Annotated in this window: 28 protein-coding genes; 4 read left to right on the top strand and 24 right to left on the bottom strand. The window is 58.1% G+C overall.

Features of this window, described 5'->3' with window-relative positions; genetic code table 11:
• Positions 1 to 8: 8 nt before the first annotated feature.
• The 11 genes from Q1A59_RS12015 to Q1A59_RS11965 all read right to left on the bottom strand — a co-directional run bounded on the left by Q1A59_RS12015 (position 9) and on the right by Q1A59_RS11965 (position 9731).
• Positions 9 to 1988 (bottom strand): acyl CoA:acetate/3-ketoacid CoA transferase, encoded by a 1980-nt coding sequence (locus Q1A59_RS12015; RefSeq protein WP_299645030.1) that lies wholly within the window; start codon positions 1986 to 1988, stop codon positions 9 to 11.
• Between the two features lie 17 nt (positions 1989 to 2005).
• Positions 2006 to 2632: a haloacid dehalogenase gene (locus Q1A59_RS12010; protein WP_299645029.1), complete on the bottom strand. Its 627-nt coding sequence runs from the start codon at positions 2630 to 2632 to the stop codon at positions 2006 to 2008.
• A 516-nt stretch (positions 2633 to 3148) separates the two neighbouring features.
• Positions 3149 to 4276, bottom strand: a complete 1128-nt coding sequence (locus tag Q1A59_RS12005) for a diguanylate cyclase (RefSeq protein ID WP_299645028.1) — start codon at positions 4274 to 4276, stop codon at positions 3149 to 3151.
• A gap of 572 nt (positions 4277 to 4848) precedes the next feature.
• Entirely contained in the window at positions 4849 to 5070 is a 222-nt protein-coding gene (locus Q1A59_RS12000) for a GGDEF domain-containing protein (protein WP_299645027.1), read from the bottom strand.
• A 24-nt stretch (positions 5071 to 5094) separates the two neighbouring features.
• Positions 5095 to 5397, bottom strand: coding sequence for a hypothetical protein (locus Q1A59_RS11995; protein WP_299645026.1), 303 nt, complete (start codon positions 5395 to 5397; stop codon positions 5095 to 5097).
• A gap of 48 nt (positions 5398 to 5445) precedes the next feature.
• Positions 5446 to 5733: a hypothetical protein gene (locus Q1A59_RS11990; RefSeq protein ID WP_299645025.1), complete on the bottom strand. Its 288-nt coding sequence runs from the start codon at positions 5731 to 5733 to the stop codon at positions 5446 to 5448.
• 225 nt (positions 5734 to 5958) lie between these two features.
• The gene (locus Q1A59_RS11985) at positions 5959 to 6585 is read right to left on the bottom strand and encodes a cyclase family protein (RefSeq protein ID WP_299645024.1); all 627 of its coding nucleotides are present in this window, start codon (positions 6583 to 6585) and stop codon (positions 5959 to 5961) included.
• Positions 6530 to 7693, bottom strand: coding sequence for an ABC transporter ATP-binding protein (locus tag Q1A59_RS11980; RefSeq protein ID WP_299645023.1), 1164 nt, complete (start codon positions 7691 to 7693; stop codon positions 6530 to 6532). Before Q1A59_RS11980 ends, Q1A59_RS11985 begins: the two co-directional genes overlap by 56 nt.
• Before the next feature lie 10 nt (positions 7694 to 7703).
• Positions 7704 to 8375 carry a molybdate ABC transporter permease subunit gene (modB, locus tag Q1A59_RS11975; protein ID WP_299645022.1) on the bottom strand — a complete coding sequence of 224 codons (672 nt, stop codon included), beginning with the start codon at positions 8373 to 8375 and terminating at the stop codon, positions 7704 to 7706.
• Positions 8376 to 8380: 5 nt separating this feature from the next.
• Positions 8381 to 9169 carry a molybdate ABC transporter substrate-binding protein gene (gene modA / locus Q1A59_RS11970; protein WP_299645021.1) on the bottom strand — a complete coding sequence of 263 codons (789 nt, stop codon included), beginning with the start codon at positions 9167 to 9169 and terminating at the stop codon, positions 8381 to 8383.
• A 13-nt stretch (positions 9170 to 9182) separates the two neighbouring features.
• Entirely contained in the window at positions 9183 to 9731 is a 549-nt protein-coding gene (locus Q1A59_RS11965) for a PadR family transcriptional regulator (protein ID WP_299645020.1), read from the bottom strand.
• Positions 9732 to 10036: 305 nt separating this feature from the next.
• Here Q1A59_RS11965 and Q1A59_RS11960 point away from each other — a divergent pair, with 305 nt between their 5' ends.
• Positions 10037 to 10960, top strand: a complete 924-nt coding sequence (locus tag Q1A59_RS11960; protein WP_299645019.1) for a molybdopterin-dependent oxidoreductase — start codon at positions 10037 to 10039, stop codon at positions 10958 to 10960.
• Between the two features lie 47 nt (positions 10961 to 11007).
• Here the strand turns inward: Q1A59_RS11960 and Q1A59_RS11955 are convergent, their stop codons facing one another.
• The 6 genes from Q1A59_RS11955 to Q1A59_RS11930 form a co-directional block, all read right to left on the bottom strand.
• Positions 11008 to 12627: a glycine--tRNA ligase gene (locus tag Q1A59_RS11955; protein WP_299645018.1), complete on the bottom strand. Its 1620-nt coding sequence runs from the start codon at positions 12625 to 12627 to the stop codon at positions 11008 to 11010.
• A 209-nt stretch (positions 12628 to 12836) separates the two neighbouring features.
• Positions 12837 to 14177: an RNA-guided endonuclease TnpB family protein gene (locus Q1A59_RS11950; protein WP_299645017.1), complete on the bottom strand. Its 1341-nt coding sequence runs from the start codon at positions 14175 to 14177 to the stop codon at positions 12837 to 12839.
• A 182-nt stretch (positions 14178 to 14359) separates the two neighbouring features.
• Positions 14360 to 15490, bottom strand: coding sequence for a transposase (locus Q1A59_RS11945; RefSeq protein ID WP_298482747.1), 1131 nt, complete (start codon positions 15488 to 15490; stop codon positions 14360 to 14362).
• A gap of 62 nt (positions 15491 to 15552) precedes the next feature.
• Positions 15553 to 16278 carry an IS607 family transposase gene (locus tag Q1A59_RS11940; RefSeq protein WP_367280899.1) on the bottom strand — a complete coding sequence of 242 codons (726 nt, stop codon included), beginning with the start codon at positions 16276 to 16278 and terminating at the stop codon, positions 15553 to 15555.
• A gap of 162 nt (positions 16279 to 16440) precedes the next feature.
• On the bottom strand, positions 16441 to 17340 hold the full coding sequence (locus Q1A59_RS11935) for a site-specific tyrosine recombinase (RefSeq protein ID WP_298482743.1): 900 nt from the start codon (positions 17338 to 17340) through the stop codon (positions 16441 to 16443).
• Positions 17341 to 17409: 69 nt separating this feature from the next.
• Positions 17410 to 17595, bottom strand: a complete 186-nt coding sequence (locus tag Q1A59_RS11930; RefSeq protein WP_298482741.1) for a hypothetical protein — start codon at positions 17593 to 17595, stop codon at positions 17410 to 17412.
• Between the two features lie 112 nt (positions 17596 to 17707).
• On the opposite strand from Q1A59_RS11930, the gene Q1A59_RS11925 reads away from it, so the two are divergent.
• The gene (locus tag Q1A59_RS11925; protein WP_298482739.1) at positions 17708 to 18682 is read left to right on the top strand and encodes a diacylglycerol kinase family protein; all 975 of its coding nucleotides are present in this window, start codon (positions 17708 to 17710) and stop codon (positions 18680 to 18682) included.
• A 21-nt stretch (positions 18683 to 18703) separates the two neighbouring features.
• Complete coding sequence (locus tag Q1A59_RS11920; RefSeq protein WP_298482737.1) at positions 18704 to 19675, top strand: hypothetical protein; 972 nt, start codon at positions 18704 to 18706, stop codon at positions 19673 to 19675.
• Positions 19676 to 19702: 27 nt separating this feature from the next.
• On the opposite strand, the gene Q1A59_RS11915 is transcribed toward Q1A59_RS11920, so the two are convergent.
• The 7 genes from Q1A59_RS11915 to Q1A59_RS11885 all read right to left on the bottom strand — a co-directional run bounded on the left by Q1A59_RS11915 (position 19703) and on the right by Q1A59_RS11885 (position 25417).
• Entirely contained in the window at positions 19703 to 21169 is a 1467-nt protein-coding gene (locus tag Q1A59_RS11915) for a nitronate monooxygenase (RefSeq protein WP_299645015.1), read from the bottom strand.
• A gap of 221 nt (positions 21170 to 21390) precedes the next feature.
• Positions 21391 to 21957, bottom strand: a complete 567-nt coding sequence (locus tag Q1A59_RS11910) for a 5-formyltetrahydrofolate cyclo-ligase (protein WP_298482732.1) — start codon at positions 21955 to 21957, stop codon at positions 21391 to 21393.
• A 234-nt stretch (positions 21958 to 22191) separates the two neighbouring features.
• On the bottom strand, positions 22192 to 22527 hold the full coding sequence (locus Q1A59_RS11905) for a DUF4491 family protein (RefSeq protein WP_298482730.1): 336 nt from the start codon (positions 22525 to 22527) through the stop codon (positions 22192 to 22194).
• Positions 22528 to 22567: 40 nt separating this feature from the next.
• Positions 22568 to 22978 carry a DUF4491 family protein gene (locus Q1A59_RS11900; protein ID WP_298482729.1) on the bottom strand — a complete coding sequence of 137 codons (411 nt, stop codon included), beginning with the start codon at positions 22976 to 22978 and terminating at the stop codon, positions 22568 to 22570.
• Between the two features lie 68 nt (positions 22979 to 23046).
• Entirely contained in the window at positions 23047 to 23664 is a 618-nt protein-coding gene (locus tag Q1A59_RS11895; protein WP_298482727.1) for an NUDIX hydrolase, read from the bottom strand.
• A gap of 416 nt (positions 23665 to 24080) precedes the next feature.
• The gene (locus Q1A59_RS11890) at positions 24081 to 24902 is read right to left on the bottom strand and encodes a PHP domain-containing protein (RefSeq protein ID WP_298482724.1); all 822 of its coding nucleotides are present in this window, start codon (positions 24900 to 24902) and stop codon (positions 24081 to 24083) included.
• Positions 24899 to 25417 (bottom strand): rhodanese-like domain-containing protein, encoded by a 519-nt coding sequence (locus tag Q1A59_RS11885; protein WP_298482722.1) that lies wholly within the window; start codon positions 25415 to 25417, stop codon positions 24899 to 24901. The genes Q1A59_RS11890 and Q1A59_RS11885 overlap by 4 nt, the downstream gene beginning before the upstream one ends.
• A 91-nt stretch (positions 25418 to 25508) precedes the next feature.
• On the opposite strand from Q1A59_RS11885, the gene Q1A59_RS11880 reads away from it, so the two are divergent.
• Positions 25509 to 26477, top strand: a complete 969-nt coding sequence (locus Q1A59_RS11880) for an MBL fold metallo-hydrolase (protein WP_299645014.1) — start codon at positions 25509 to 25511, stop codon at positions 26475 to 26477.
• Positions 26478 to 26622: the final 145 nt, after the last annotated feature.

Below are 26622 nucleotides of genomic sequence, written 5' to 3'. Positions count from 1 at the left end.
GCCTGCACTTAACCGGCATCCGTGGCTGGCAACACGTGCAACGCGCGTAACGCCTCTTCCTGCTGCTCGAATAGATGCGGCGCTACCCCACGCGCCGTCAGGGCGTCGCCGATCTTCATGCGCAAAAAGGCGCTCGTCGTATAGCGCGTGACGTGGGTGTAATACCGCTCCATCAAATGCGCGACCATGGCGCTATATTCTAGCAACAGTTCAGGCGTAATGCTGAAGTTGTCGTAGTTGACCACCGCCGCCATACGTTGGCCGGCCCGGCGCGCCAATTGGTCAACGTGATCGGCAATCGCGGTGATCTGTTCAGGCCGGGTGATGCGCAGACCTTCGAAGTTGATAAAGAGAATGCCGCTGTGCGGGTCATAACTAAAGCGCCGTTCGAGCGGCAACCCAACTAGTTCTGCCCGCAGCCCCATTGGCCCATCCCGAAATATGCGCGCATCCATCAAGCGCACATCGGCGGCCAGCGCCGGGCGGAACGCCATCTGGGCCAGAATATCGCGTTCAAGGTCAATGCCGGGAGCAATCTCGCACAACGCAATGCCATCGGGAGTGAGCCGGAAGACGGCGCGCTCGGTCACATAGAGCACCGACTGCCCTCGCTTGGCCGCGTAGCGCCCGCTAAAGGTAATGTGCTCGACCTGCTCGACGAATTTGCGCTCACGCCCCTCTTGTACGATCTGGAGCTTCCCATCGTGGACGTCCACCTGCAAGCCGCCGGCGGTAAAGGTGCCTACGAACACCACCCGGCGCGCATTTTGGCTGATGTTGATAAAACCGCCAGCCCCAGCCAGCCGCGGGCCAAATTTGCTGACGTTAAGGTTGCCCGCCGCATCGGCCTGCGCCAAGCCGAGAAAGGCCAGATCCAACCCGCCGCCGTCATACAGATCAAACTGCGCCGGTTGATCGACAATCGCATCGGTATTGATACCAGTACCGAAATTGAGCCCGCTGCTCGGAATGCCGCCGATCACCCCCGGCTCGGTCGTGAGCGTTAACAGATCGGAGATGCCCTCTTCGGCGGCTACCGCCGCAATCCCTTCCGGCATACCAATGCCAAGGTTTACCACCGCATTAGCCTGTAGTTCAAATGCCGCCCGGCGCGCGATCAGTTTACGCTCGTTGAGTGGCATCGGCGACAACAGCTCGGTAGGCACCCGAATCTCACCGCTCAGCGCTGGATCGTAAGCCACGGCAAAGGTCTGCCAATGATGTTCGGGGCTCGCAACGACGATACAATCGACCAGAATGCTGGGAATCTTGACGTGACGGGGCGAAAGGGTACCACGCTGGGCCAACCGCTCGACCTGCACGATCACGATCCCGCCGGAATTGTGAGCGGCCATCGCCAACGCCTGCGCTTCCAGCGTCAGCGCCTCGCGCTCCATGGTGATATTGCCTTCGATATCGGCGGTTGTACCGCGCAAGATGGCAACATTGATCGGGAAGGTCTTATAGGCTAGATACTCTTCGCCATCAAACGTGATCAGCTCAACCAGATCAGTTTGGGTGCGCTCGTTGAGTTTACCGCCGCTAATGCGTGGATCGACAAATGTGCCGAGGCCGACGCGCGTAATGGTGCGCGGCTTGCCGGCGGCGATGTCACGGTAGAGGTGGGTAATCACGCCCTGCGGCAAATTATAGGCTTCGATCTGCCCACTGACAGCAAGGCGTTGCAAGGCCGGCACTAACCCCCAGTGACCGCCAATGACCCGGCGCACCAAACCGGGTAGGCCGAGATGGTTTAACCCTTTCGCTTTCCCATCGCCCTGCCCAGCCGCATAGACGAGAGTCAGATCACGCGGTTGACCGGTGGCGCGAAACCGTTCCGCCAAGGCGATCGCGATCTCTTCGGCAAAGCCGGTGCCGACAAACCCACCCGTCGCCACCGTATCACCGCTGCAGATCACGCGCACAGCATCGGCAGCGCTCACTACTTTATTGCGGCGACCCTGCGCTTCCTGATCAACCTGCATCATGCCCTCACGATTGCCAGCTACTCAAGCCGTGCTTCCAACGCTCGCATCGCCGTCACCAAATATTCCTGCCGGATCGCCGCCGTCACATCGCCACGAGTACGCTCAAGCACCGCTCGCAGCGCATCAGTGGTGCGCCGCAGACCGCCGGTAATCGCCTCGGGAAAATCGACCGTGATCAATGCGCTGTAGATATCGTCCATCACGCCAAGCAATTGTTCACCACGCGCTACCTCGCCCCGACGCAAGCCATCGAGAATCGCCCGGCGCAGCTCGCTTGCCGCCTCGGCTAGACCATTGAGATAGGCCGCTGGCTCAACGCCAATCATTTCACCGGTTGGCGGCTCGTCACCGGCAAGAAAGGCCAGCACTAAGTGCGCCTCAGCATACTCTTTGAGCGCATCTTGGGTATAACCGGCGTAACGCACTTCGGGCGCGCCGGCGGTAGCGTCATTGAGTTCGGCTACTACCCCCTCGGCAACCGCTAAGAGATGGCGGGCCGTCGTATAATCGCCGCGATGGGCGGCGCGAATACTGTTGGCGCTCTGCCGCACTAAAACGCGGGTCGCTGCGATCGCGCGCTCGCGCGCGATGTGGATACTCTCAAGCTGCACTACGCACCCGGCAACAATCTGCTCGATGCTCATACCCAACCCCTTGCTTGTTCAGCGTAGTAGTTATTATAGCATCGATTGCAGATATAACCGATTCCGCGACACGCGGTTATGTCGATTGACACCAGTAATGACGCCGAGCAACTCACTAGCCCGCGATACTCATCAATTCGCGTGCTCCCACACCCACCAGATCACCCTCATCTGCTGTCGCAGGTTGGCCGACACCATAGCGCTGCCAGCCTAATCGGCAGTGATGCGCGCCGCACTGCACCCGACTCGCTATAACCCTCCCATTGACCAGTACGAGAGGGCGTTGCCTCCACAGCAAGCTCCTGTGTATGGCGGAACGAACCCTGAAGCGATCGGCCCGCGCTCGTGGGTAATGTGTGCTGCGTTCGCAACCACCAGAGACAAGTGGGGAGAAAAACGGTTGCCAGTGTAGGTAAGGAGCGGCATCCGACATAGCTGGCACCACCCGGCCACAGCACTACGCCACTTGAGCGAACTGGATGCCTGAAACGCTTGGGCGGCTAGATTGCGATTGTTTCATACGAGCACAGAAGCGAATCCTGCGCCGACTACCCGGTTGCGTCCGGCCGATTTAGCCTCGTACAGGGCAGCATCCGCTCGCGCCAGCATACTGGCCTGATCGTCGCTTGGGTGATATTCGGCCAAACCGAAACTCGCTGTGACGACGCGATCGCTGATCACCGTTTGCCCCATAATATGATGGCGCAAACGATCAGCAAGTTGCTCAGCTTCAGCGAGATGCACGCAGGGCAGGAGCAGGAAAAACTCTTCGCCGCCCCACCGCCCAACGACATCGGTCGAACGAATCGTGTTGCGCGCCAAGCGAGCAAGTTGGCGCAAGACCTGATCGCCGCCTTCGTGGCCATAGGTGTCGTTGATCTGCTTAAAGTGATCAATATCCCACAGACAGATCGTAAATGGTTCGCCGTACCGTTGATGGCGCGCAATCGCCTCTTGCAACTCCTGCTCACAACGCCGGCGGTTGGCCAACCCGGTAAGCATATCGACAAATGCCCACTCTTCCATCAGCTTATACTCGATCTGCAACTGCTGGGATTGTGCCCGGTAACGGCTGACAATATAGATAAAACACAGAAAGATCGCGCCCATACCATACACTTGTAACGAGTACAACCCCAGTTCTACCGGTTCATGTGGCAGACTGAACAGGATTTGACCGCCAAGAATGACCACCGAGAGGCCGTACAAACCGGTGACTATCATCACGCTAGTACGATGGTGGAAGAGATGAAAACCGAGCGTACAGATCATGAGCAAGAACCAGATATCGTCATTAACGGTCTGCTCCCAACGCAATTCCAGTGTTTGGCCGAGCAGGAGCGGCGGTACGATCCCGTTAAATAACAACGACTCGGCAGCAAACACCATAAACATTAGCCGTTCAACGGTCGTTAATCTACCGCGCCGGGTGGTGACCATCCAGATCACGAGGAGGGAAACCGCGATCAGAAACAGATCGTTGGCGATGTAAATGAGGCGCACAGACAATGGTTGGATGTGATCAAGACTCTGCTTGACAACATCGAGCGCCACCATCAAGACACCCAGCGAACCGGCGATCTGGTAGGTACGGCGACGTTGTTGGTCGAAGCGTCCGCGTTCTTGTTCGATGACGGTTTGCATAGCAGAAAGGGGCTTCGCCACCGCAGCAACGATGAGGTATTGGAACTTTAGCCAATGCTACGCCAACGAAGTGATGCTGATTAGAGGACAATTCACCTTACCATGTACTAATGTACTAACGTTGAGTTTTGAGCAACCTGTGAAACTATTCCCATTTGTTATACCTGATTTGGCATAGGGTTGGGAGGAGAAATGACACCGAAATCTTTATCTATGAGAGCAAGTTTGTACCACCAGCAGCGATTCGCTCTGCATGCTCCGCCTCCTACAGACTCATAACGCAACACATTAGACACGGAACAAGACAATGGTAGAGGTCACGCATTACAGGAACGCAACAGGCAGGCTTGCCAACGGAGCATTCACACACACTCGATTGCGTCCGGTGGATTTGGCCGTGTATAAGGCTTCGTCAGCCCGCGCCAACAAGCTGGCCAGATCATTATTGCAATACTCAGCTAACCAAAACTAGCAGTGACCGGACGATCGCCAATTACAATTACTGACATTATCTCATGCCTCAGCCGCTCAACCAACTGCTGCGCCTTAGGCAACCGGGTATGTGGCAACAGTCAGAAAAACTCTTCCCCACCCCACCGGCCAACCGTGTCAGCCGCGCGGATTTGAGAGCGGGCTACTTGGGCTATCTGGCGCAACACGTAATCACCTGCTTCGTGGCCGTAGGTATCATTGATCTGCTTAAAGTAGTCAATGTGCCATAGGCAAATGGTGAACGGCCACCGTAACGCTTGCCGCGCGCCATCGCCTCTCGCAACGCCTGTTCGCAGCGGCACCGGTTGGCAATCCCGGTCAAGCCATCAAATAACGCCCACTCTTTCATCAATGCGTATTCGGTTTGCAATTGTTGCGCCTGCATTCCGGTAGTGGCTCATCACATCGATAAACCCCAGCAATACCGCTGCCGAACCGAAGATTTGCAACGCTTGCCACCCCGCTGCAAGATCAGCGCCTTGCATACTCGCGAACCACATCTGACCGGCCACCATTGCTGTCGAAAGACCGTAAAAACCGATCGTAAACGCCATCGCGATTTGATAGCGAAATAGGTGAAACGCGAGCGCGCATACCACCATGATCAACCATACATCATCTCGTCTCATGCCAACGTTGCGCTAGCGTTTGGCCAAATAGTAACGGTACCAAACTATTTAACACAGCGAATCGAAGGTGAACAAGAAGAAGGCGAGTCGTTCGATAAACGCCAGATGATAGCGGCGCTGAGATAACATCCAGATGAGCAACAGCGCGCAGACAGCCATAAACAGGTTGTTGGTCAAATGCACCCAACGTTCTGCCCACGATTGGTACAACTCGGAAGAACTAATAGCAAACACATCAATTGACATGAAAGCGATACTGAACAGACCGGCGATTTGGTAAATTCGGCGGCGTTGGTGTTCAAAGCGCTGAAACTTCTGTTCGGGTGTATCCTGCATGATAAAAAATGTTAAAGAGACGTTGCAATACAATTATCCCATTCACATGTTACACTCTTAATAATCAAACTATCATCGAAGAACAACCAGCACTATTACAAAAAAATCTATTAACCGTGTTATCTTGTAGCGTAAATTATATTCTAACACAGAAAACAGATTACGCTCAATTAGCATAACATGAACTAAATCGAATTTGAAGAGTGTTTGCAGTTAAAAAATAGTTTACTTTTCGCGCCAAGCCAGCACTCGCGCCGGTGCGCCGTCAGCCTGCACGAGGGGAAGGGGGAGGAACGCAAAGGTATAGCGTGTACCACACTCCAATGCAGCCAGATTACAGAGATTTTCGGCAATGAGGATGTTGTTCCCTAAGAGAGTCAGGTGCGCGGCATCGTTGCCATCAACGGTTGAGTCGACGCTGAAGGCATCGATCCCCACCAACGTCACGCCAACATCAACCAGCGCCTGCGCCAATCCAGCGCTCAGATACGGATGACGAGCATACACATCAGTGCCCCAATACGCTTCCCAGCCAGTGCGGATAAGAACCATCAGGCCTGCCGGCAACGCCACGCCAGCCAACACCTCTGGCCCGATCGGTGCATTGGCCTCATACCCGCCGGCATCGATCACGATTCCCGGACCAACCAGCCGCGCAGGTGGAATCGCATCAATTCCGACTCCGCCGGCAAAGCGATGGCGCGGCGCATCAAGATGGGTGCCGCTGTGACTGCCGAGTTGCAGCGCGCTGATCTGCCACGGCGGGTTAGGCAACGGTGTGATTTGTACCGGCGGATCACCCGGATATACCGGCATGCCGGATGTGATCGGGCGGGTGAGATCGTAAATCATGCGTGGCGTGGCTTACTGCTGGCACAATGACAACACTCTCCGGCTGGAAGCTGATCTGGACCTCGCTCCCTGCCGCGATACCGAGATCAGCATACGCGGTGTAGGGGTGGGCAATCTCTAGCATCGCCCCACCAACCGCAATCCGCACCTGAAATAACCGCCGGCCCGGCCACTGCTCGACAATCCGGCCCGGCAAGAGATTGTGATTGGCAAACCGGGACAGCGGACGATCGGGGTAGACCAACCAAATTTCTTCGGGCCGGATGAAGGCCGTGACCATCTCACCTAGCGCCGGCGGTTGCGCCGGCAACGCGGCGGCGATCCGCCATCCCTGCCAATCAAGCCAGACTCGCTCAAGCTCAATGCCAATCACTTGCGCTGTAATTACATTGGCTATGCCCAGAATCTGCGCCACCCGCACATTGGCCGGATACCGGCAGACCTCGGCTAACGGCCCGATCTGCTCGATCTGGCCCTCGCGTACAATCGCGATCCGGCTTCCAACCGCAAAGGCGTCATCGAGATTATGGGTGACGTAGATCACAATCAGACCGCGTTCGGCTTGCAACGCGCGCAGATCGGCGTGGAGCTGGTCGCGCACCGGCTGGTCAAGCGCTGAAAATGACTCGTCGAACAAAATCACGGGCGAGTCGGTCGCCAAAGCGCGCGCAATCGCCACCCGTTGCTGTTGCCCGCCTGACAACTCATGGGGTCTGCGCTGGGCCAGATGGGCCAGATGCATGCGATCGAGCAGCTCGTAAGCGCGGCGGCGGGCCTGCGTGCTATTGCCTAACGGAAACGCAACATTCTCTAACGCCGTCATGTGCGGGAAGAGAGCGTAATGCTGGAAGACGTAGCCAATCCGGCGCCGGCGCGGCGGGAGGTTGATCGGCGGTTCGCCTTGACGCTGGCGGAACAACATTGTATCGCCGAGGCTGATCACACCCGCATCCGGCGTCATCAAACCGGCAATCGCCTGCAACGTTTGCGTCTTGCCCGCGCCTGACGGCCCGAATAACACGAGGATTTCGGCCTCAACCTGAAATTGCATGCGTAGCGTCAGATGATCGAGCCGGCGCCGGATATCAACGGACAAGCGCGGTTGCATCTGTCTCCTCCTACGTCGTGATCTGCGTCGCGGATGGCGCTTGGCGCGGGCGTTCCAGTTGACGCACCCACCATAAGCCCACAAAGGCTACGGCTGTCATGACCAATACCATCAAGTTGGCGTCAGCGTACCGTTGCGCTTGCACTGCATCATAAATCGCGACCGGCAAGGTTTGTGTGCGGCCGGGAATATTACCCGTCACCATCAAGGTAGCGCCAAATTCGCCCAGCGCCCGCGCGCCTCCCAACACGATGCCGGCCACAATCCCGCGCCGCGCCAGCGGTAAGGTGATCTGGGTAATGATCCGTAGTTCGCCGGCCCCCAACGTGCGCGCCGCTTGTTCGAGCCGCGGATCAACGTTCGCCAGTGCAGCTTTGCTGCTCTGGATCATCAGCGGCAACCCTACTACCACCGACGCCACTACTGCTGCCGGCCACGAAAACAAGATGCGGATCTGAAACCATTCCACAATCGGGCTGCCCCGACCCAGCGCCAATAAGAGATAGTAGCCAATCACGCTCGGCGGCAAAATGAGCGGCAGCATTAACAACGTCTCAACCACAATCTGGCCGGGGAACGCGGTGCGCGTAAGCAACAAAGCGATTGGTAACCCAATCACAAAGATAAAAAAAGTCGCAAAGGCGGTTACTTGCAATGACAACCAAAACGCCGGCCAATTCATACTCGCTACCTCGCTGGCTCAATAATCTCGCCGGGCAAGATGAAGCCGTACTTCTTCATAATCTTGTGCCCTTCCGGGCTATTGACAAACTCCATAAACCGGCGAGCAGCTTCATACTGCTTCGAGCTAGTCACAACTGCCGCCATCTGAATCAGCGGATGATCAGGATGCAACTCAGCCGGGATCAGCACCCAATGGCCATTGCTCTGCACACTCAGCGAGAGAGCGACGATCGCCGCTTCGACGTTGCCGGTATCAGCTAGCGTCAAAGTTTGGGCCACATTCTCGCCAAACACCAGCCGGTCTTTGATCTGCTCCCATATCCCAGCCCGTTCCAACGCTTCACGCGCCGCTTGACCATACGGCGCGTGCTCTGGATTAGCAATCGCAATCCGCCGGTAGGCCGGATCGAGTAGATCGGTAAGCTGCTGCAGTTGCAACGCCTGATCAGCCCGCGTCCAGACCGTAATCCGGCCTTGGGCATAGATGGTCATTGACGACTCATCGACTGCCCCCTTAGCCGCCAAATCTTCGACAAAGCTCTTATTCGCCGCATAGAACACATCAAACGGCGCGCCACGCTCGATCTGTTGGGCGAGCTGGCCGGTTGAGCCGATATTGAATACCACCTGAATACCGGTGCGTTCGGTAAACAGCGGCCCAATCTCCTGAAACGCTGGAGTAAGATCAGCGGCAGCCGCAACCGTAATCTCGGTAGCTGCAGTCGCTTGGGATGCACCACAGGCGGTTAACATCCAAAGTGCGAGCAACAATATGCTCAATGATTGCGTCATACCACCGTTCCTCTTAGCTTTCAATCACCTCTACCGACTGTTGGCATTTTTCCAACCATACCAACACAGCCTGCAACTGGCCCATGCGGTACTGTAATACCACCCGTTCAAACGAATCGGCTGGCAATCCCTTGCTTTTAGCCTCGTACTCAGCCAGCCAATCCCGGCAACAAACAATCTGCCGCGTCAGTAACTGCGTCGCTACGACTGGCCCTTCACGCCGGGCAAAGTAGTATTTGGCCAAAAATTCCAACCGGATGTCACGGCCACGCGGCACCGGCGTGCTTAACCATTCGGTAAAGGTGGCTTCACCCTGCTCGGTCAACGAGAGGATTTTGCGCGGTGGCCGGCTGCCCTGTCCTTCGAGATGGCAACTGAGATATCCTTCCGCTTCAAGCCGATCAAGCACGGCGTAGAGATGGCTTTGCTTAATTCGCCAGATACAGCCTAACCCATCACACGCTTGAACTTGCTGAAATAATTCATACGGATGCATGGGGCGCTGTCGCACGAACCCCAGCAGAGCTAGCTCAATGGTGAGGGGCTGTTTCTGTGAAGGCATCGCTTACCCCTTGCCGCCGCTGACTACCGTTGCGCAGATACTCATCGCAGCAACGTTACCTTAGAACGCTGCTGAAATCAGGCCCGACCATGAGCTGTGAAGCTAGCGTCACGCAACGTGTTGTGATTTTGTATTTTGAATACTCACAGTATGAACACTATACCGTAACCTTTCATCCCTCGTCAAATTGACCAGCACGGCTAAACGTTTTGTAGTCTCGACACCGGTAATTGTCATCATTTTTGCAGCCGGCGCCACTATACTGCCGGTAGTTGACCAAGCACTCTAACCTAACGGATGCTCGTATGTCACTTGAGACGTTCCCGTTCACCTCGCCAATCCAATCGCTGGTCAAAGACAACCGGCTCCGCCAGCGCTCCGACCACCCGCTGATCCTTGACCCACCACTTGCGATCCTCGATGCAACAGTGACGAGCATTGAGCACTTCTTTGCGCGCAACCAGCAACCGATACCAGATCTTAGCGCAGCCACTTGGGAATTAACGATTGATGGGCTCGTCCGGCATCCACTGGTAATTGATTACCACGACCTGCTCCACAAACCGGTCAGCAGCTTCTTTGCAGTACTCATTGGGCGCGATGATGGCAGCGACGATAGTTACGCCGCGATTGCCAACGCCGAGTGGATCGGCGTGCCAGTTGCGCTCTTGCTGGAAGCTGCCGGCGTCAAGCCGCAGGCGGCTTTTGCCGCCTGTTCGAGCTATGGTACGCAGCCGCAGGTATGTTATGTCCCGCTTGCTAAACTCTGGCAAGATGCGATGCTGGCGTATGCGGTCAATGGCCAACCGCTGCCGGCACTGCACGGCGGGCCGGTACGGCTGGTTGTGCCCGGCTGGGCTGGCGCGTATTGGATGAAATGGATCGAGCGAATCACACTGATCTCAACCGAAGCAGCGCCGCCTGCCGCGCACCGCGATGGTTCGTTAGCCATTGACTGCCGGCTGTTCAATCTCGGTGAGGTCATCCAAGGAAACAATCGCCAACCGCTACGCGGGGTGGCATGGTCGGCGGGGCAGGGCATTGCCCGCGTGGCATTGGCGGTTGACGATGGGCCGTGGCATCCAGCCACCCTCGCTAGCGATCTTGGCCCGCGCGCATGGCGACAGTTTAGTTATCACGATCCGGCGGCCATCAGCCTGAGCCGCCAGATAGCGGTACAGATCACCGATGGGGCCGGCCAGACCGTAGTGTACCATTGGCTTCTGTAGCGCCGCACGGTCATACAAACTGTACCGCCACGCGGTGCTACCGGGAGCTATACGCGAAGCTTGTCGCGGAGATATGCCTCGAGTTCGGCGATCGGCACCCGCTCTTGAGTCATGGTATCGCGATCGCGCACCGTGACTGTGTCGGCCAAGGCCGGGTCTTTGCCCTGCCCGATGGTGTCGAAATCGACTGTGATGCAGAAAGGCGTGCCAATCTCGTCTTGCCGGCGGTAGAGTTTGCCAATCGCGCCGGTGTCGTCGTAGACGGTGCGCATCTCGCCGCCAAGCTGCAACCGGCGGCGCACCTCTTTGGCGGTGGCGACCAGTTGGTCGTGGTTGCGCTTGAGCGGGAAGACTGCCGCTTTGATTGGCGCCAGCCGCGGCTTGAGCCGCAAGACAGTGCGGTAATGCTCGTCGATCAGCGGTTGGGCTTGCCCGCGCAGTTTCTTGCCCACCTCAATCTGATCCGCTCCCGGCATCGCCAGCAACTGCTCGACTTCGGGCAACCGCTCGGCCAACGCTTGGCTGAGTTCTTCGCCACGGGCCAGAATTGCATCACGTGACTCGGCGCTAATCTTCTCGTTGCGACCAACCGACTTGAGGAACGATTGCAGCGCCTCGCCAACCATCACTAGCTTGTCATCCGGCAAGGCTTTGGTCAACTCTTCGGCATACCCTTCACACAACACCGCCAGCATAGCACGCCCCACCCCTGCCGACGGCTCGATCACATACGGCACCACGTGCCGGCCACTAGCCTGATCGAAGTAGGTCAGGCGGGCAATGCTATCCTCGTTGCGATTGACGCGCGCGGTCAGGTTAAGCTGATCTTGATCCTTGCTGTGCGAGCCGAGATCGTAATCGGTGCGATTGGCAATCCCCTCAATCTCTTGCACACCGATATTGGGATAGTCGTACATCAGGTCGAAGGTGCGTTTCGAGTAGTGAGCCAGCTCATCGGCGGGCACATCGTAGATCGTGATCCGACGGCGCGGAATGCCGATCTGCTCCCACCACGCCAACCGCGCTTCGAGCCAACGCTGATGCCAAGCTTCGTCGGTGCCGGGCATCACGAAATACTCAATCTCCATCTGCTCGAACTCGCGCACGCGGAAGAGGAAGTTGCGCGGGTTGATCTCATTGCGAAACGCCTTGCCAACTTGAGCAATCCCAAACGGCAGTTTGCGGGCTGTGGTGGTGAGCACGTTAGCAAAATTCACAAAAATGCCCTGCGCGGTTTCCGGGCGCAGATACGCGAACGAGCCGCTATCGGCCACCGGCCCGATCTGGGTGCGGAACATCATGTTGAACGGGCGCGGCTCGGTGAGATCACGCGAACCGCAATTGGGACAAACGCCGTCGATATGGTCGGCGCGCCAGCGCATCTTACACACACGGCAATCAACTAGCGGATCGTTGAAGGTCTCTTCGTGACCAGAATACTTCCAGACCAACCGGTTCATCAAGATCGCGGCATCCAGACCCTCCATATCATCGCGCTCATAGACGTTGGTGCGCCACCAATCGGCGATGATATTATTTTTCAATTCAACCCCGAGCGGGCCGTAATCATACACCCCCTGCAACCCGCCATAAATCTCGCTGCTGGGGAAGATAAAGCCGCGACGCTTGGCCAGCGCCACAATCTGATCGAGTGATGTAGCCGGCACAGCGATTCCTCCTTCGCACACAATAAAAAAAACCGGGCGAACATGTCGCTCGGGGACGCATCACACCTGACGCGCGGTTCCACCCCGGTTAGCGGCGCTTGCCGCTCACCTCAACGCCAATTACGGCTCCCCGGCGCCGTTCCGCCATTCTGAGCCGCCGGGCTCGCACCGTCCCCGGCTCGCTGGACGCTCATCGCGACGTACTGCTATCAAAAAAGTGCGCAAACCTGCGCACGATTCTTTTCCTGCCCCGAAGCGTCTTGCAGACCGCATTCGTATCTGGCAGGCGTTACTTTCCCGACTGTCGGAGAGACCCCCTCTCCCACAGTGCCGCCGTTGCCGGACGGACTCGCCACGGGTAGGGCAGTTGCGGTTGCCAGCCGTTGAAGATTCAGCGCGGCATTGAGGTCGCGATCATGGTGGGCACCGCATTGCGGGCAGTCCCAATCACGGTTGCTCAAGGCCAGCGCATCAATTTTATAACCGCAGACCGAGCACAGGCGGCTGCTCGGACACCAGCGATCGGCGACGATCAACCGGGTTCCGTAGCGTTTGGCCTTGTATTCGATCTGCGAGCGGAACAGGCCAAAGCCCACATCACTGATGGCGCGGGCGAGTTTGTCGTTCGCCAGCATCCCCTTCACGTGCAAATCCTCGATCCCCACCGCTTGGTTTTCGCGGCAAAGTCGAGTCGTGAGCTTGTGGACAAAGTCCGCTCGGATATTGGCAATACGAGCATGTAGTCTTGCCAATGTCGCAGAGGACTTCCTGCCATGGTTCGAAAGCGCTAGCCGCGTGCCTTTTGGCAGTCGCTGCCCAGGCACAAAACCAGCATTTATCTTCGCCGCTTCGACCTTACGGCTCAAACGCCTGCTGCGAATACGTAACCTGCGCAAGGCTGATGTGAGAGGCTTCGGAGCTGGGATAGCCTCACCGCTGGAGAGCGTAGCTGCCGACTTGATGCCCAGATCAACGCCGACGGTGCCATGCGCCGTCCTTTTACGGTAAAACTGCGCATCAGGCACACCGACATGGATTGCGACATACCAACGCTCTGCCGTGCGCGACACCGTCGCACCCATGATTCTTCCCGAAAAGCGCAACGTTTCGGTCATCAATACGTCGCCGATCTTGGGCAGGCGGATGGTCTTGCCATCGAGCTTGAACTTGTCGTTCGCCACGTAGAAACTGTCGCGGCAACGACCCTTCTTCTTGAACTGTGGGGCGTGCGCCGGCTTTCCAGCCTTGATGTCGGCGAAGAACCGATCCCATGCTTTTGCCAGATTAGCCAATGGCTGCGCATGGGCATCCCGGTGAATGTCACGCAGCCAAGGCCGACCGTTCTCATCGAGCCACCGCGGATCGCTGTATTTGATGGCGTTGAACTGCTCTTTCAGGGCCATCGCATTCGGCTTACGGCCCGCCGCGTATTGCTTGTTCCACTCATCCAGCGCCCAGTTCCAGACGCGCCTTGCCGTACCGCAGGCGCGCTTGAAGTAGTCCACCTGTTCTGGTGTTGGGCAAAGGGCGATCTTGTGAGTCAGGTGCATGGCTTACTCGTATTTCTCGACAGTGGAACGCCAGACTATCGCGCCAGTCTCGACACATACGACCCTGAATTCTGCATCTTCTGGGTCTTCGACGCCCTCAATGGCTGCTGCCACGGCAGAAGATATACTCTCGTAGTGTCGCGTCAACCACCCCGCCCTGAAGGGCGGAGCTTGTCCCTGCACTAGGCAGCTTGGAGACCAAAGTGCCGTTCCGAGACTTTAGGCGCGTTGACGAGCGCCCTAGCCCTAGAACGGATGTTCCGGGCCGCGTTCACATCCGCGTGGCCTGTATGTCCACAAGCCACGCAGCGGAACTCTGCTTGCGATGGGCGGTTGGCCTTGTCGATATGCCCGCAGCTCGGGCATTCCCGGCTGGTGTTTTTCGGATCGACAAGAACAAGTTCGACACCTTCACGCTTCGCCTTGTACTCAATGAAGCTGCGAAGCTGATGGAAGGCCCAACCGCCCATCTTCGCCCGCTGTGCCTTGCGAAACCGTGTCCGGTCGCGGATCCCCTTGAGGTCTTCAAGAGCGATGCCACGTCCGGTGCCTTTGGCCTTGGCAACGAGCGATTTGGAAATCACATGGTTTATATCCTTGCGGAATCGCGCTTCGCGTCCCGCAATGGATTTGAGCTTTCTGCGTATATTCTTGGGACGCAATCTACGCCGTTTTCGTCCGACTGCTGCCTTCTGGAGACTGCGGCGCAGATCATGGTTGCGAATGCGACAGGCTTCGACACTGGCGCCGGAGTATCGGCTTCCATCGCTGTCCGTGGCGATGTTTGCTACACCCAAGTCTACGCCGATAAAGTCGGTTGCCGGTATCTTGGTGCCGTCCGGCAAATCGACAGTCACGAGCAGGAACCATTTGCCGTCTTTACGGCGAACGAGATCAAACTGTCCCTTGGCGGCGGTAAATCGCTCGGACTGGTAGCTGCCCATGATGAACGGCACCAGTATCCTGCCGGAAATCGTCAGCAGCGACACACGATCCAGCCCCTTGAAACTCATCAGCCGTTGGTCGTAGGGAATGGCCGCGAACGGACGGAAACAGGGGCGTTTGGTCTTGTCACGCTTGTACGCCTCACATACCTGCGCAATGCAACGCACCGCCATCTGTGCGGAGAGCGAGAAGCGTGCGCGCAAGGTTCGATAAAACAGCTTTTGCAACGCAATCTTGTTGGCTGTCTTTCGGGCAAACGCTTCTCCTGCCAGCCAGTCCGCCGCCGCGTTGAAGGCGCGCGTGGTCGCCTCAAGTACGCAAACCTGATCAGGCGGGTGCAGCAGTTGCGTTTGCAGCGTAAGCTTCATGATTCGTATTATAGACCGAAAACTTCTATATTACGATGCAACCAACCGTGATGCGGTCTGCGCTATCCCTCCCCGGCCTGAACGCCGGGGCCTCTCGCGCAGGTAGGGTGAATGCCTCTTTGGGAAGCAAATCGCTTTCCAGCGGGAAGTCCGATTCGATTCGATACGTCATGAGCTGTATCCTGTTTCAGCGCTTCGTTCAGGGTTTTCCGGTAGTTCCGCAATCCGTAAAGCTTGGACGAAAAGCAATGCACGATGGTCATTAGGTCTTGCACCACTTCCTGTTCTGGCGAGAGACGCTCTTGATTGAGCACCAGCACCTCGCATCCGTGGGATGGTGCGTCGTGCTCAAACCACTCGAAACCGAAGCGAGTACGCCGGTCACGGTGGGCAAGGATCAGGGTCTTGATTTCCCGCCGACCAATTTCGCCCATCAGCGCCAAAAACTTTTTGCGCTTGAAGTTCAGCCCACCGCCTTCTTCCTCGACGAACTCGACGTTCGCCAACCCCTTCGCTACCACAAACTCTTCCAGCACCCTACGCTGATTTGCCAAGTCCGGTTTCTGCGCCGCACGTGATACACGGCAGGAAGCTACTATCCGTGTTGGCTCGGCTACCGCCTGCCGCAACCCAATGAACTCACGCAACTGTGTTTCGGTGTACAGACGGCGATTGCGGTCCGTTTGTGCCACCGGTATCAAGCGCCCTTCGCGTTCCCAACGCTGCAATGTCTTGACAGACACGCCGAGCAGCTTCGCCGCCTTACCAGTGCTCATGGTGCTTTCCATGAGACTGGTATACACTATCGCACACAATTGTCAAGACTAGAGTCTTCCTCCTCCGGTTCATCGCCACCACCAAACGAGTATAGCACAGGCCGGAAGGGCGCGCAAACACTTCACGCGAGCCATCTCGGCCTAGCCGCAAGAACACTGCCCTGCCGTGCGGCGCTACGTATGAGGAGCATGGCCGTTATTGGCCGCATTCGACGGCGGCGTCTCTTCGGCCAGATGGGTATAAATCTGCGTAGTCGCAATCGAGGCATGGCCCAACCGTTCCTGCAACTCACGCAAATCAACCCCGCTGCGCAACTGGTGGGCAGCAAAGGAATGGCGCAACATATGCGGCGTCAAATCATGCATGCCCACCTGTTCGGCATAACTCTTGAGAATGAGCCAAAAGCCTTGACGGGTCAACCGCTTACCGCGATGATTGAGGAAGAGCGCTTCATCATTACCGCTCGTCTGGCGGGCCAACTGAGGACGCGCGATATCGAGATACTCTTCCAGCGCCGTCACTGCCGGATCGCTCAATGGAACCGTTCGTTCGCGGCCTTGCCGGCCCAAGCAGCGCACGGTTTTAGCATCAAAGGCGACATCATCTACATTTAGCGCGACCAACTCACTTACCCGCATCCCCGTTGCGTACAACACCTCAAGCATCGCTCTATCGCGCAACCCTTCGGGTGTGCCATTTTGCAGCGGCAACTCCAGCAGTTCATCAACCTGATGCTGGGAGATTGCCCGCGGCGGAAAGCGATCGACGCGCGGCGCGTCGAGTTGTTCGGCTGGATCGTGGCTGATGACGTTTCGTTCGCGCAAAAAGGCGAAAAACGACTTTACTGCCGCCAGCCGGCGCGCAACCGTCGAGTTGGCGTACTTTTTCTCTTTGAGGTTGAGCACAAAGGCCATCATCACCTCGGCGTCAACATCGGCCCAGCGTTCGATACCGCGATCCTGCAAGAAGCTGCACAACTGATCGAGATCGGTACGATACGCTGCGGTTGTATTGGCCGACATTTTGCGTTCATCGGCTAGATAAGCGAGAAATTGCGCTACATACTGGTTCATGCGTCTGCCCGGTCGTTGATCGCCGCCTGCGTAGCGGTTATGGTACTGGAAAGACGGCGGCGTGTCAATTCAGAAACAGCAGCTCTCCTTAAAGCCACAGTGCTGGCAGCGATAAAATCCGGCCCAGAGGCGCATCTGCGCCTGACAGACTGGGCATTCACGCTCATCATCATCGGTGCTGCGCAGCCCGGCTATCATCAGCGGGGCCGGTTCCTCAGGCGCTGGCGAGATTGGTTCTAGCTGCAACTGACTCATCGACATCCTCCTCCTTCGCCCGCCTATTGTACCATGCGTTGCCGGCTGGCAATACGCTGCGCATAGATTCTGCTATACTGACCATAGCCTGATATACAGAGAGCCAACTTGCATGCGCACATTGATTGTCTTTAACCCAACTGCTGGCCATGCCGGACAGTTAGAAGCCGAACTTGAGGCGGCCGCTCAGGTCTGGCGAGAACAGGGATGGGTGGTTGATCTGCAGCCGACCAATGGCCCCGGTGATGGCCGCTGCCTTGCCCGGCAAGCCGCTGCCAATGGCTACGAGTTAGTGGTGGCCGCCGGCGGCGATGGTACAATCAATGAGGTTGTAAATGGCCTTGTCGGTAGCCAGACGATGTTAGCCACGTTGCCGCTGGGCACCATGAATGTTTGGGCGCGCGAATTGGGTTTACCCCTTCAACCTCGCGCCGCTGCACAAACGATGCTGGCATGGTCGCCGCGCACGATTGATTTGGGCCGCGCCGGCGATCGCTACTTTCTGTTGATGGCCGGGATTGGGTTTGACGCCGCAATTACGGCGAATGTCCGCCCCGACGAAAAGCGTCGGTTTGGCGCTTTGGCATACGTGGTGCACGGCATCAAAGAGGTGATGCGGATTCGCGGCACTCGCGCCCGCATCTTGCTTGACGGTCGCCCGATCAAGGCGCGGGTGTTGATGATTGTGGTCGGTAATTCGCAACTGTACGGCGGCTTGGTCAAGATTACCCACCGCGCCAGCATTGATGACGGCTTGCTCGATGTGTGCGTGATTAAGGGTGATAACGGAATTAATGCGATCGGCCATCTGATCGCGATCTTACGCCGTCGCTTCAGCCTCAATCCCGACATTTCCTACTACCGCGTGCATACGATCGAGGTCATCACACGCCCACCCTTGCCGGTACAGGTCGACGGCGATCCCATTGGGACGACACCTATGCGCTTTTCAGTGGCGCCAGCGGCCTTGCGTGCGCTCTTACCGCCCGATCTGCCCGACGACCTGATCCAGCAGCCGCCGCCAAGCGCGCGCCGGTGGCCGCAACGCCTGCTGGCGTGGCTGCGCCGCCGCCGCGTAGAAGAGTAAAAGGTTATTTGTCGACTATTTATGAATCGCTTCCTGATCCTGCTTCTGCTCCTCGTTACCGCCTGCGCCACACCAGCCGCGCCAGTATCGCCGACCGCACCGGCGACCCTGCGCGGCGACGAACTGCCCGGAAGGCTCTTGTTTAGCCACAGCGGCGGTATCTGGTTGTGGGAAGGACGCACGGCCCGCCAAGTCATTGCACCGCCGGCAACCCACGCCGTGTTTGATCATGCTGGCGAACGGATCGCCTACGTTGTGCCGCGAGCCGGCGCCAGTGATGTGCTCGTTGCTGATCGTGCGGGTGTTCCCATTGCCCAACTCACCCGCAACGACCCGGCTGCGCCCCCCGGCAGCCTCGAGCGGGTCTACGCCGCGATGTGGGCGCTATACCCAACGTGGTTGCCCGATGGCAGCGGGTTGCTCGCCGCGGCCCAAGGCGCGCCGCCGGTGGGTGATCCGCCAGCCGATGCGCCGCTGGCTATCTTTCGTTATGACCTAACCGGCCAGCGCCAACCTATCTTCGCCGACGCAAATGCCCATCTGGGCCGCATTGCCGTGTTGCCATCGGGCGATCTGATCGCGGTGCGTACCCCACTAGGCAGTGACGGGCAACAACAACTGTACCAGATTGCCGGCGGCCAAGCTGCCCCCTTACCGGGAGCGCCGGTTCCAGCATACGATCCGGCCTTGAGCCCCGACGGGCGCTGGCTGGTGTTCGCCGTCGGCATTAACGGGGGAAGTGATCTCTACGCCATGTCGGTTACTGGTGGATCGGCGGTGCGCTTGACCGACCTCGGTACTGCCCGCGCACCGGTCTTTTCGCCCGACGGCGCGATGCTTGCCTTTCTCGCCATTCCACCGGGGGGGCGCGGGTTTGACCTCTATCTGGCCGGCGTGACGATTACTGATAAAGGATTGCAGATTGACTCACCACGCCGCATTTCAACCAATTTCACCATCAACGCCGATGCGGGCTTGTCGTGGGCGCGGTAGAAAACATCCGGCGTTGCCGTGTTCACTCTACTGTGCCACGGTCTCTGCCGGTTGCGCCTCCGGCAGCACGACCATTGCCGAACGCTCGCCCAGCAAGTAGGCGATCACATCAGCCGCCGAATAGCCCTGCGTCAAATCGAAGATCGTGCGCAGCCGCACCAGATCATCGCCACTCGTCAACAGCGGTGGCTCAACGCCAATATCGGTGCGCGCCTGCCCCACCCCAATATTGGACATCAGCGCATTGCACAAACAGCGTCGGCCTTCGGTCTCGGCCAGATCACCGCCCTTCTTGACGAAGGTCGCAATTGGTTCGCTGGCACAACGATAGCCGATGGTTCCCTTCGGTGTGCGATACATCGTGCGCAAATAGCCAAGATCACAGATCCGCTGGCGCGGCACGCCTTGCGCCGGGTCGGCCTCCCAACGCACCACCTTGAACGGATAGCCGGTCGGCGAAGCGCGCGGATCGGTGAAGACATCAACTGCATTACGGGCAGCCGCTGCGAGTACTGAACGGCGCAGCGGATCAGCCAAGCCCGAATCGGTGCAGAAGGCAAAGAGCGTGCCCACCTGAATACCCATTGCGCCGGCGGCCCGTGCCGCCGCCAACCCTTCCGGCGAAGCCGTGCCGCCGGCCAGCCAAAACGGTAGGCCAAGTGCAGCAATCTTGGCTGGGTCAACCAGATCGCGCGGCCCATAGATCGGCTCGCCACGTTCGTTCAGTTGCAACTCGCCCCGTGGCGGCGCATTGTGCCCGCCGGCAGTTGGGCCCTCGATCACCAAACCATCGACGCCGGCAATCTTGCGCGCAAACATCGTCGCCAACGTCACACTGGCTACAATCGGCAAAAACAGTGGCCGGCGCAACGCCGGCGGCTCACCCGGCCAATGCTCCGCCGGCTCGAAGGTAATGTACGTTGGCGGTGCGCCATCGTCACCCTCAATCTCTGCCGTCAGGCGCGCCGGCTGGTTAGCCGCCAACGCATCGAGCGCCGCTGGGATTTCGCGTGGAATACCGGCGCCCATGATAATCACGTCAACCCCGGCCAACAACGCTCCATAGAGCAAGGCCAAATTGGGCAACTGAATTTTAGTTAGCAAATTCATCCCAATTGGGCGATCATGCCCCTCTTTGGCCAGCCAAACCTCGACAAACGCTGCTAACATCGCCACTTGTTGCCGCTCTTTACTCACCTTCAGGTTGTACATCGGCAGCAACGTATACGGCTCATCAGGCGCCCGACCTTCAGGCCGGAAATAGGCTTCAAGCACCCGCTCGGCTACGCCGGGGATGGGAAAATGCGCCATAGCCCGCCGCATTACGCCATCAGGGTCGCCATCTTGCAAGCGCCGGATGAGAATGGTATCAATGCCGGTGCCGGAAACAACACCGAGCTGACCGCAAGCGGCAACGGCCCGCGCCAACCGCCAATCAGAAACGGCGGCGCCCATACCACCCTGAATAATCATCGGCAAATCGGTGGCGCGCATGATTCAAGACTCCTTAGACATTACAAACAGCAGCCGATTACGATCGCTGCCAAAGACAGGCGAGGCAAGGCATCTATTTCCGTGGAATGCCATCGGGGTTAATCAACAAGCGACGCAAACGGAAACTGAATCCTCTCCTTCTTATCATACCGCAGAGTAGGAACCAGCGCCAGATAAGAATCCGCTACCGGCCAGCAGGGCAGAGCGCTGCGCTGACCCTGCTATACTCTTCTGACCCCATCCTCGCAGACAACCATATCAAGCCGAATATCATGCGGCTCGCGGGGCACGTGCGCCACTTCTTGTACGGCAAAAGCGACGCCGACCGCGATAGCAGGTGCAGAGGCCAGCAACGCATCGTAAAACCCACCGCCATACCCAAGCCGGTACAGCTCGCGATCGAACGCCAGCAGGGGCACGATGGTCAACGACCACGCGCCGGGTTGAGCCGGGCGGATTTGGCGCGGCTGGAGCGTGCCAAACCGGCCACGCACCCATTCGGTTTCGGTAAGGCTATCGATCCAGCTATGCTCCAGCCGGTGCTGACCGGCCACGATCGGCACGGCCACCGCTTTGCCGGCAGCCAGCGCCGCCGCGATCAGCGATCTCGTATCAACCTCAGATCGCATCGGCACATAGCAATGAATGGCTGTCGCTGCCAGAAATGCCGGTAGTTGCTGCACCAAGGCGCAAATCTGCGCACTGCGCCGATCACGATCGGGCAGCGCATCGCGGCGTGCAATCATTTCGGCGCGCAAAGCAGCTTTCTGGGCGGCAAGCTCGGTCATGTTGTCGATGATACCTGCTCCATTGAACAAATGCAAAGGCACTATAAGCCTACCGTCGTAGAGGAGGCTGCCAGCTATCTTACTGCAAAGAACGCAGAGGACGCAGTGGGATAACAACCATCCCAAATCCGTTGCGTCCTCTGCGCCTTTACGTTAAGATTCTCCGCGCCCTTCGCGTTCTCTGCCTCCTTGCGTTAAGAATCTTTGCCCCTTTACCCCTCTGCGTCTTTACAATCACAAATGTGGAGCTTTGATTTTGCGAATAAGAGCAGCAAACGGTGGCAACGGCTTCGGATGCGGGTTACGCCGGAACCAACCCAATTCGGCACGGACCGCTTGCTCCTTCAGTTCGGTCGCACCCCAGATGAAGGAAGCGCCGGTTACACCGAGCAGTGCTGACCAGCCGGAATCCATGACGAACAGCGACAGAACAACAATGCCAATGCCAAACAGCATAGGGTACGGCCACCATAAGTAGCCGAGATAATATTCCATGCGGATAACCCAGAAGAAACCGAAACCAATAATACCAAGGCTGAACAAGCCGATTGCTAAGCCTTCCCACATCATGATACACCTCGATGGTATGGTCGATTCATCTACTTGCACACTAGGCTACTTCTGGTTCACGGTGTGCCGATGGTTGCGTATCTACCATCGGATCAGATGGTTCACGATCGAGTGGATCGTGGAGCGTTGCTTTCCCTTCGGCCAGATAACGGGCATGACGCGGATTGCTGGGGTTAGCCGGCGCATGACCGTGGCGCACCCGCCGATCTTGCCGCACTAGCTCAAACGCATCCCACCATAGCGCAATCCCAACCACGCTGCACACGCCACCGATGGTGACATTCGGCGCGAAGAGAGCAGCAACGTTGAGGATGAGACCGGCGATGATCAACGCAACCATTGGTGGCCGAATATCGACGCTCTTCGCTTCAAGCCAACGCACGCCAACGTGCCCCCACCAGATGCTAAGAAAGGTGGCGAGAGCCAACCAGAGACCACTTGTTTGCAGCATGCCATTCCCTCACAAATCTACACAAATCTTAACAATTGTGTGCAGTATTACATGGAAGGGCCGGCCTGTCAAGTGCCAGAGGCCAACAACACACCCACTTCTTCGTGCATCACGGCGCGAAATTGGCCCCAACGGGCCCAATTACCCCTAATCGCCAGATCACTACAATCAGGCAGTTGGCGCAACCGCACAGCCAATCCCGGCAATTCGCCCGGCAATACGGTTCGCATCTCAGCAACTTGCTCGTCCGGGTCGGCAACCTGCAACGTGCCGCCTACTTCATCGAGCAGAAACACGTAACTGACAAACCGGTGCGACGTTGGATGCGGCACTTCGTAGGTGATAACGCTCAAAAACCGGCTGATCTGCACGGTAAGGCTCGTCTCTTCGGCGACTTCGCGCGCGAGTGCCGTCGCAATAGATTCAGCCGGCCCAACGCCACCGGTCAATAGCCGGAAAATTGCTGGCGGATAATAGGTTTTGCGCGCGACCAAGATGCCACCATTGCGCCGGCGCACGACCATCCCAACTTCACCGACCCGATCGGTTTTGATTAGCGGATCGAATGTGCCATCGGCGAGCACGACGTGGCGATAGCGCGGCACGCCATACTGGGCGGCAAGTTCAGCCACTTCAGCTTGGTGGTGAGCTGGAAGTCGATCAACGAACGACTGAATATTTATCATGACTGCAACCTCAACCATTCTGAGCGCATGCTCGGCGCTACGGCAAGGGAATATGGGGCACAAATACACCTAGATGAGACGGATGCACACGGTTCGAGCAGAGGGAGCACCCGCCCGCAACAGTCTTCTGTTGTCAGGCAACGATGCCCGCGTCGCTCCAGTCTAGCGCAAAGACCATAAGGACACGAAAGCGGCGCGTCCTGTTGTTATGGCGAGGGAGCAACACGCCCGAAGCAATCTTCTGCTTTGGCGGAACGTATATCTCTGTAGGCTTCGTCGTTCGCTAGGGACATGGATTCTTGTTATCGCGAAGACACGCAGCAGAGGGATACGGGGCTACTGCTTCCTACTAACCCACCGCAACCTCCCCCTACAACACGCCTGATCTAAATGCTGTCGCACTCTTGGCGATAGAATTACCGTCGCAGCCGGCTCACCATCGTCAAATCCTTGGCCGGCCACGTTGCCAAGGCTTGATGAGGATGGTGCGAGTCGCTCCCACCCGACACAAGCAGACTATAGCGAGCTGCGACAGCCAACAACCATTCGCGCGTGGCAGCATCGTGGGTTGGGTAGTAAACCTCGATGCCATCGAGACCTGCTGCGGCCAAGGCCGCAATGTCGTCCTCGGTAGCGGGAATTGCATAGATACCTTTATCACGACCCGGATGCGCCAACACGGCCAACCCGCCGAGATCGTGCGCAACGCTGATGATCTCGTCAACACTCAACGGACGGTACGCCGCAGCAAAATGGGTCAGGATGAAGCGCATCCCAGCCTCTTCATCACCCTCACCGGCCACCCGTCCGGGCAAGTCATTGTGGCGTGCCAACGTCAGTGCGACATCGGCCACCGTGGGCGGGCGGTCACGATCGCCGAGATTGGGCAGTCGAAAGCCGGCTGCCGCCAGATCACGCAGCAATTGCGCCGCATCGGACGCATTGCGATTCACGACCTCAGCGCACAGATCGAGCAGGGCCGGCGCCTCAGGATCAACCCCATACACCAGCGTATGCCAGAGCTTGCCATTAAACGCGCTATCAATCTCAACCCCGCTTACCACCTGCACCCCGTAGTGCATCCCGGCCATCGCGGTGGTAATCACATTCGCCGTCGTATTGTGGTCGGTCACTGCAATCATCGTCAGACCGCGGGCCGCCGCCGCCACCGCCAATGCCACCGGTGTCCACGTCGCATGGTGGGGGGTAGCGTTGGTATGAATGTGCAAATCAATCATGGTCGCTCCACTGGCAGGTTCGCCGCCTGCCACGCTTCAATCCCGCCTTCAAGCGCAGCGACCGGCCCGTAGCCAAGATCACGGAAGATCTGCGCGCCACGTTGGCCCGCCTCTGGCCGGCTGGCATCGCTGTAGGTGATGATGACCCAGCCGGAAGGCAAGGCCGCCAGCCGCTGGTTGAGATCGGGCGAGGCCAAACTGAGTGCGCCGGGCAAATGCGCGGCTTTGTAGGCGTCGCCTGACCGCATATCAACAAAAATTACCTGACCGGCTTGCCAGCGCCGTTGCGCATCAGCTACCGAAATTACCGGCGCAGGCAGGCTGTTGCTGAAATCGCCGTGGCCAGCCGCCGCCTCAACGGTTGGCGCAACCGTCGGAGTGGCAGCCGGTGCCGGCGCACCGGTTCCGGTGATGACGAAAGCGAGCACGCCGGCCAGTAGCACAATGCCGCCGATGATTGCCGGCAAGCGCCATGCCGGCGGTTGGTTGGTGTACGTTGGCTCAAAATGTTCCATACATCAAATGTGGTATTGTCTACATCCTCGCGGTATTATAATGCAGATAGCTGTTCGCCAGCGCGTCGCGCCATTACACAGGGACTGCTGTATGATCACCACACTGCTCGCTAATCTGTACCAGTTACGCTTGCCGCTCCCCTTCGCCCTCAACCATGTTAACGTCTATTTGCTGCGCGATGCGCAGGGCTGGACAGTGATCGATACCGGTTTGCACACCCCTGCCGGCGAAGCCGGTTGGCAAGCAGCCTTCGCCGAGCTTGACCTCGAACCGCGCCAGATTCACACCATCGTGCTCACCCATTTTCACCCCGACCATTTCGGCATGGCCGGTTGGCTGCATGAGCGTTCGGGGGCACGAGTGCTGCTCGCGCCGCGCGAGATCGAATTGGCCGAAGAGGTGTGGATGCACCGCGCCGACCATGATGATCCTAGTTTACGCCATTTTCTCCGTCACGGCATGCCCGCCGATCTCGTGCAACAGGTAGTCGGTGCAATCGCAGCCTTGCGCGCTGCCACCCGGCCTTATCCGCCACTCACGCCGCTGCCGGCGGGTACATGGCTCACAATGGGAGAGCGGCGCTTTCTAGCGATCCACGCCCCCGGCCACAGCGATGGCCAGTTAGTATTTTACGCCCCCGATGACCGGCTAGCGCTGGTCGGCGATCAAGTGTTGCTCAAGATCACGCCGCACATCGGCGTCTGGCCGGAAAGCGAGCCTGATCCGTTGCGCAAATATTTGGCCTCGCTGAACGAATTGGCGACGCTTGAGGTTGAGCTGGCCCTGCCCGGCCATGGCAAGACGATCACAGGGTGGGCCGAGCGGGTAGCCGAATTGCAAGCGCATCACCACGAGCGGCTGGCCGCGATGCTGGAAGCGGTGCGCAATGGAGCAGAAACGGCCTTTGCCGTCGCACAGCAAGTCTTTGCCGTCGAACGCTTCACTCCCCACGAGGCGCGTTTTGCAGTTGCCGAAACGATTGCCCACCTCGAATGGCTGGTGACTGACGGTATGATCGCACGCCACGAAGACGATGAGTTGGTGCGGTATACGGCTTAACCTGTTATGTACGTTCGAGCATCACGGTCATGAACCGCTTCCGCATGCGCATCGCGACGGCCAGCACCAGCCCTCCCGCTACGATCTCCGGCCACCGCTCATCATCGCGCGACATCTCGGCGGCGCGGCAGCAGCCCGAAGCCGC

This window comes from uncultured Chloroflexus sp. (assembly GCF_937951745.1).
Classification (GTDB): Bacteria; Chloroflexota; Chloroflexia; order Chloroflexales; family Chloroflexaceae; genus Chloroflexus.
Note: the sequence above shows the minus strand (reverse complement) of the source record. Positions and strands in the feature narration are given on the sequence as shown.

Excerpts from the sequence above, each read along its gene's own strand:
- Q1A59_RS12015 (WP_299645030.1), bottom strand. The coding sequence starts at position 1,988 with ATGATGCAGGTTGATCAGGAAGCGCAGGGTCGCCGCAATAAAGTAGTG.
- Q1A59_RS12010 (WP_299645029.1), bottom strand. The coding sequence starts at position 2,632 with ATGAGCATCGAGCAGATTGTTGCCGGGTGCGTAGTGCAGCTTGAGAGT.
- Q1A59_RS12005 (WP_299645028.1), bottom strand. The coding sequence starts at position 4,276 with ATGCAAACCGTCATCGAACAAGAACGCGGACGCTTCGACCAACAACGT.
- Q1A59_RS11995 (WP_299645026.1), bottom strand. The coding sequence starts at position 5,397 with ATGAGACGAGATGATGTATGGTTGATCATGGTGGTATGCGCGCTCGCG.
- Q1A59_RS11990 (WP_299645025.1), bottom strand. The coding sequence starts at position 5,733 with ATGCAGGATACACCCGAACAGAAGTTTCAGCGCTTTGAACACCAACGC.
- Q1A59_RS11985 (WP_299645024.1), bottom strand. The coding sequence starts at position 6,585 with ATGATTTACGATCTCACCCGCCCGATCACATCCGGCATGCCGGTATAT.
- Q1A59_RS11980 (WP_299645023.1), bottom strand. The coding sequence starts at position 7,693 with ATGCAACCGCGCTTGTCCGTTGATATCCGGCGCCGGCTCGATCATCTG.
- modB (WP_299645022.1), bottom strand. The coding sequence starts at position 8,375 with ATGAATTGGCCGGCGTTTTGGTTGTCATTGCAAGTAACCGCCTTTGCG.
- modA (WP_299645021.1), bottom strand. The coding sequence starts at position 9,169 with ATGACGCAATCATTGAGCATATTGTTGCTCGCACTTTGGATGTTAACC.
- Q1A59_RS11965 (WP_299645020.1), bottom strand. The coding sequence starts at position 9,731 with ATGCCTTCACAGAAACAGCCCCTCACCATTGAGCTAGCTCTGCTGGGG.
- Q1A59_RS11960 (WP_299645019.1), top strand. The coding sequence starts at position 10,037 with ATGTCACTTGAGACGTTCCCGTTCACCTCGCCAATCCAATCGCTGGTC.
- Q1A59_RS11950 (WP_299645017.1), bottom strand. The coding sequence starts at position 14,177 with ATGCACCTGACTCACAAGATCGCCCTTTGCCCAACACCAGAACAGGTG.
- Q1A59_RS11945 (WP_298482747.1), bottom strand. The coding sequence starts at position 15,490 with ATGAAGCTTACGCTGCAAACGCAACTGCTGCACCCGCCTGATCAGGTT.
- Q1A59_RS11940 (WP_367280899.1), bottom strand. The coding sequence starts at position 16,278 with ATGGAAAGCACCATGAGCACTGGTAAGGCGGCGAAGCTGCTCGGCGTG.
- Q1A59_RS11935 (WP_298482743.1), bottom strand. The coding sequence starts at position 17,340 with ATGAACCAGTATGTAGCGCAATTTCTCGCTTATCTAGCCGATGAACGC.
- Q1A59_RS11930 (WP_298482741.1), bottom strand. The coding sequence starts at position 17,595 with ATGAGTCAGTTGCAGCTAGAACCAATCTCGCCAGCGCCTGAGGAACCG.
- Q1A59_RS11925 (WP_298482739.1), top strand. The coding sequence starts at position 17,708 with ATGCGCACATTGATTGTCTTTAACCCAACTGCTGGCCATGCCGGACAG.
- Q1A59_RS11920 (WP_298482737.1), top strand. The coding sequence starts at position 18,704 with ATGAATCGCTTCCTGATCCTGCTTCTGCTCCTCGTTACCGCCTGCGCC.
- Q1A59_RS11915 (WP_299645015.1), bottom strand. The coding sequence starts at position 21,169 with ATGCGCGCCACCGATTTGCCGATGATTATTCAGGGTGGTATGGGCGCC.
- Q1A59_RS11910 (WP_298482732.1), bottom strand. The coding sequence starts at position 21,957 with ATGACCGAGCTTGCCGCCCAGAAAGCTGCTTTGCGCGCCGAAATGATT.
- Q1A59_RS11905 (WP_298482730.1), bottom strand. The coding sequence starts at position 22,527 with ATGATGTGGGAAGGCTTAGCAATCGGCTTGTTCAGCCTTGGTATTATT.
- Q1A59_RS11900 (WP_298482729.1), bottom strand. The coding sequence starts at position 22,978 with ATGCTGCAAACAAGTGGTCTCTGGTTGGCTCTCGCCACCTTTCTTAGC.
- Q1A59_RS11895 (WP_298482727.1), bottom strand. The coding sequence starts at position 23,664 with ATGATAAATATTCAGTCGTTCGTTGATCGACTTCCAGCTCACCACCAA.
- Q1A59_RS11890 (WP_298482724.1), bottom strand. The coding sequence starts at position 24,902 with ATGATTGATTTGCACATTCATACCAACGCTACCCCCCACCATGCGACG.
- Q1A59_RS11885 (WP_298482722.1), bottom strand. The coding sequence starts at position 25,417 with ATGGAACATTTTGAGCCAACGTACACCAACCAACCGCCGGCATGGCGC.
- Q1A59_RS11880 (WP_299645014.1), top strand. The coding sequence starts at position 25,509 with ATGATCACCACACTGCTCGCTAATCTGTACCAGTTACGCTTGCCGCTC.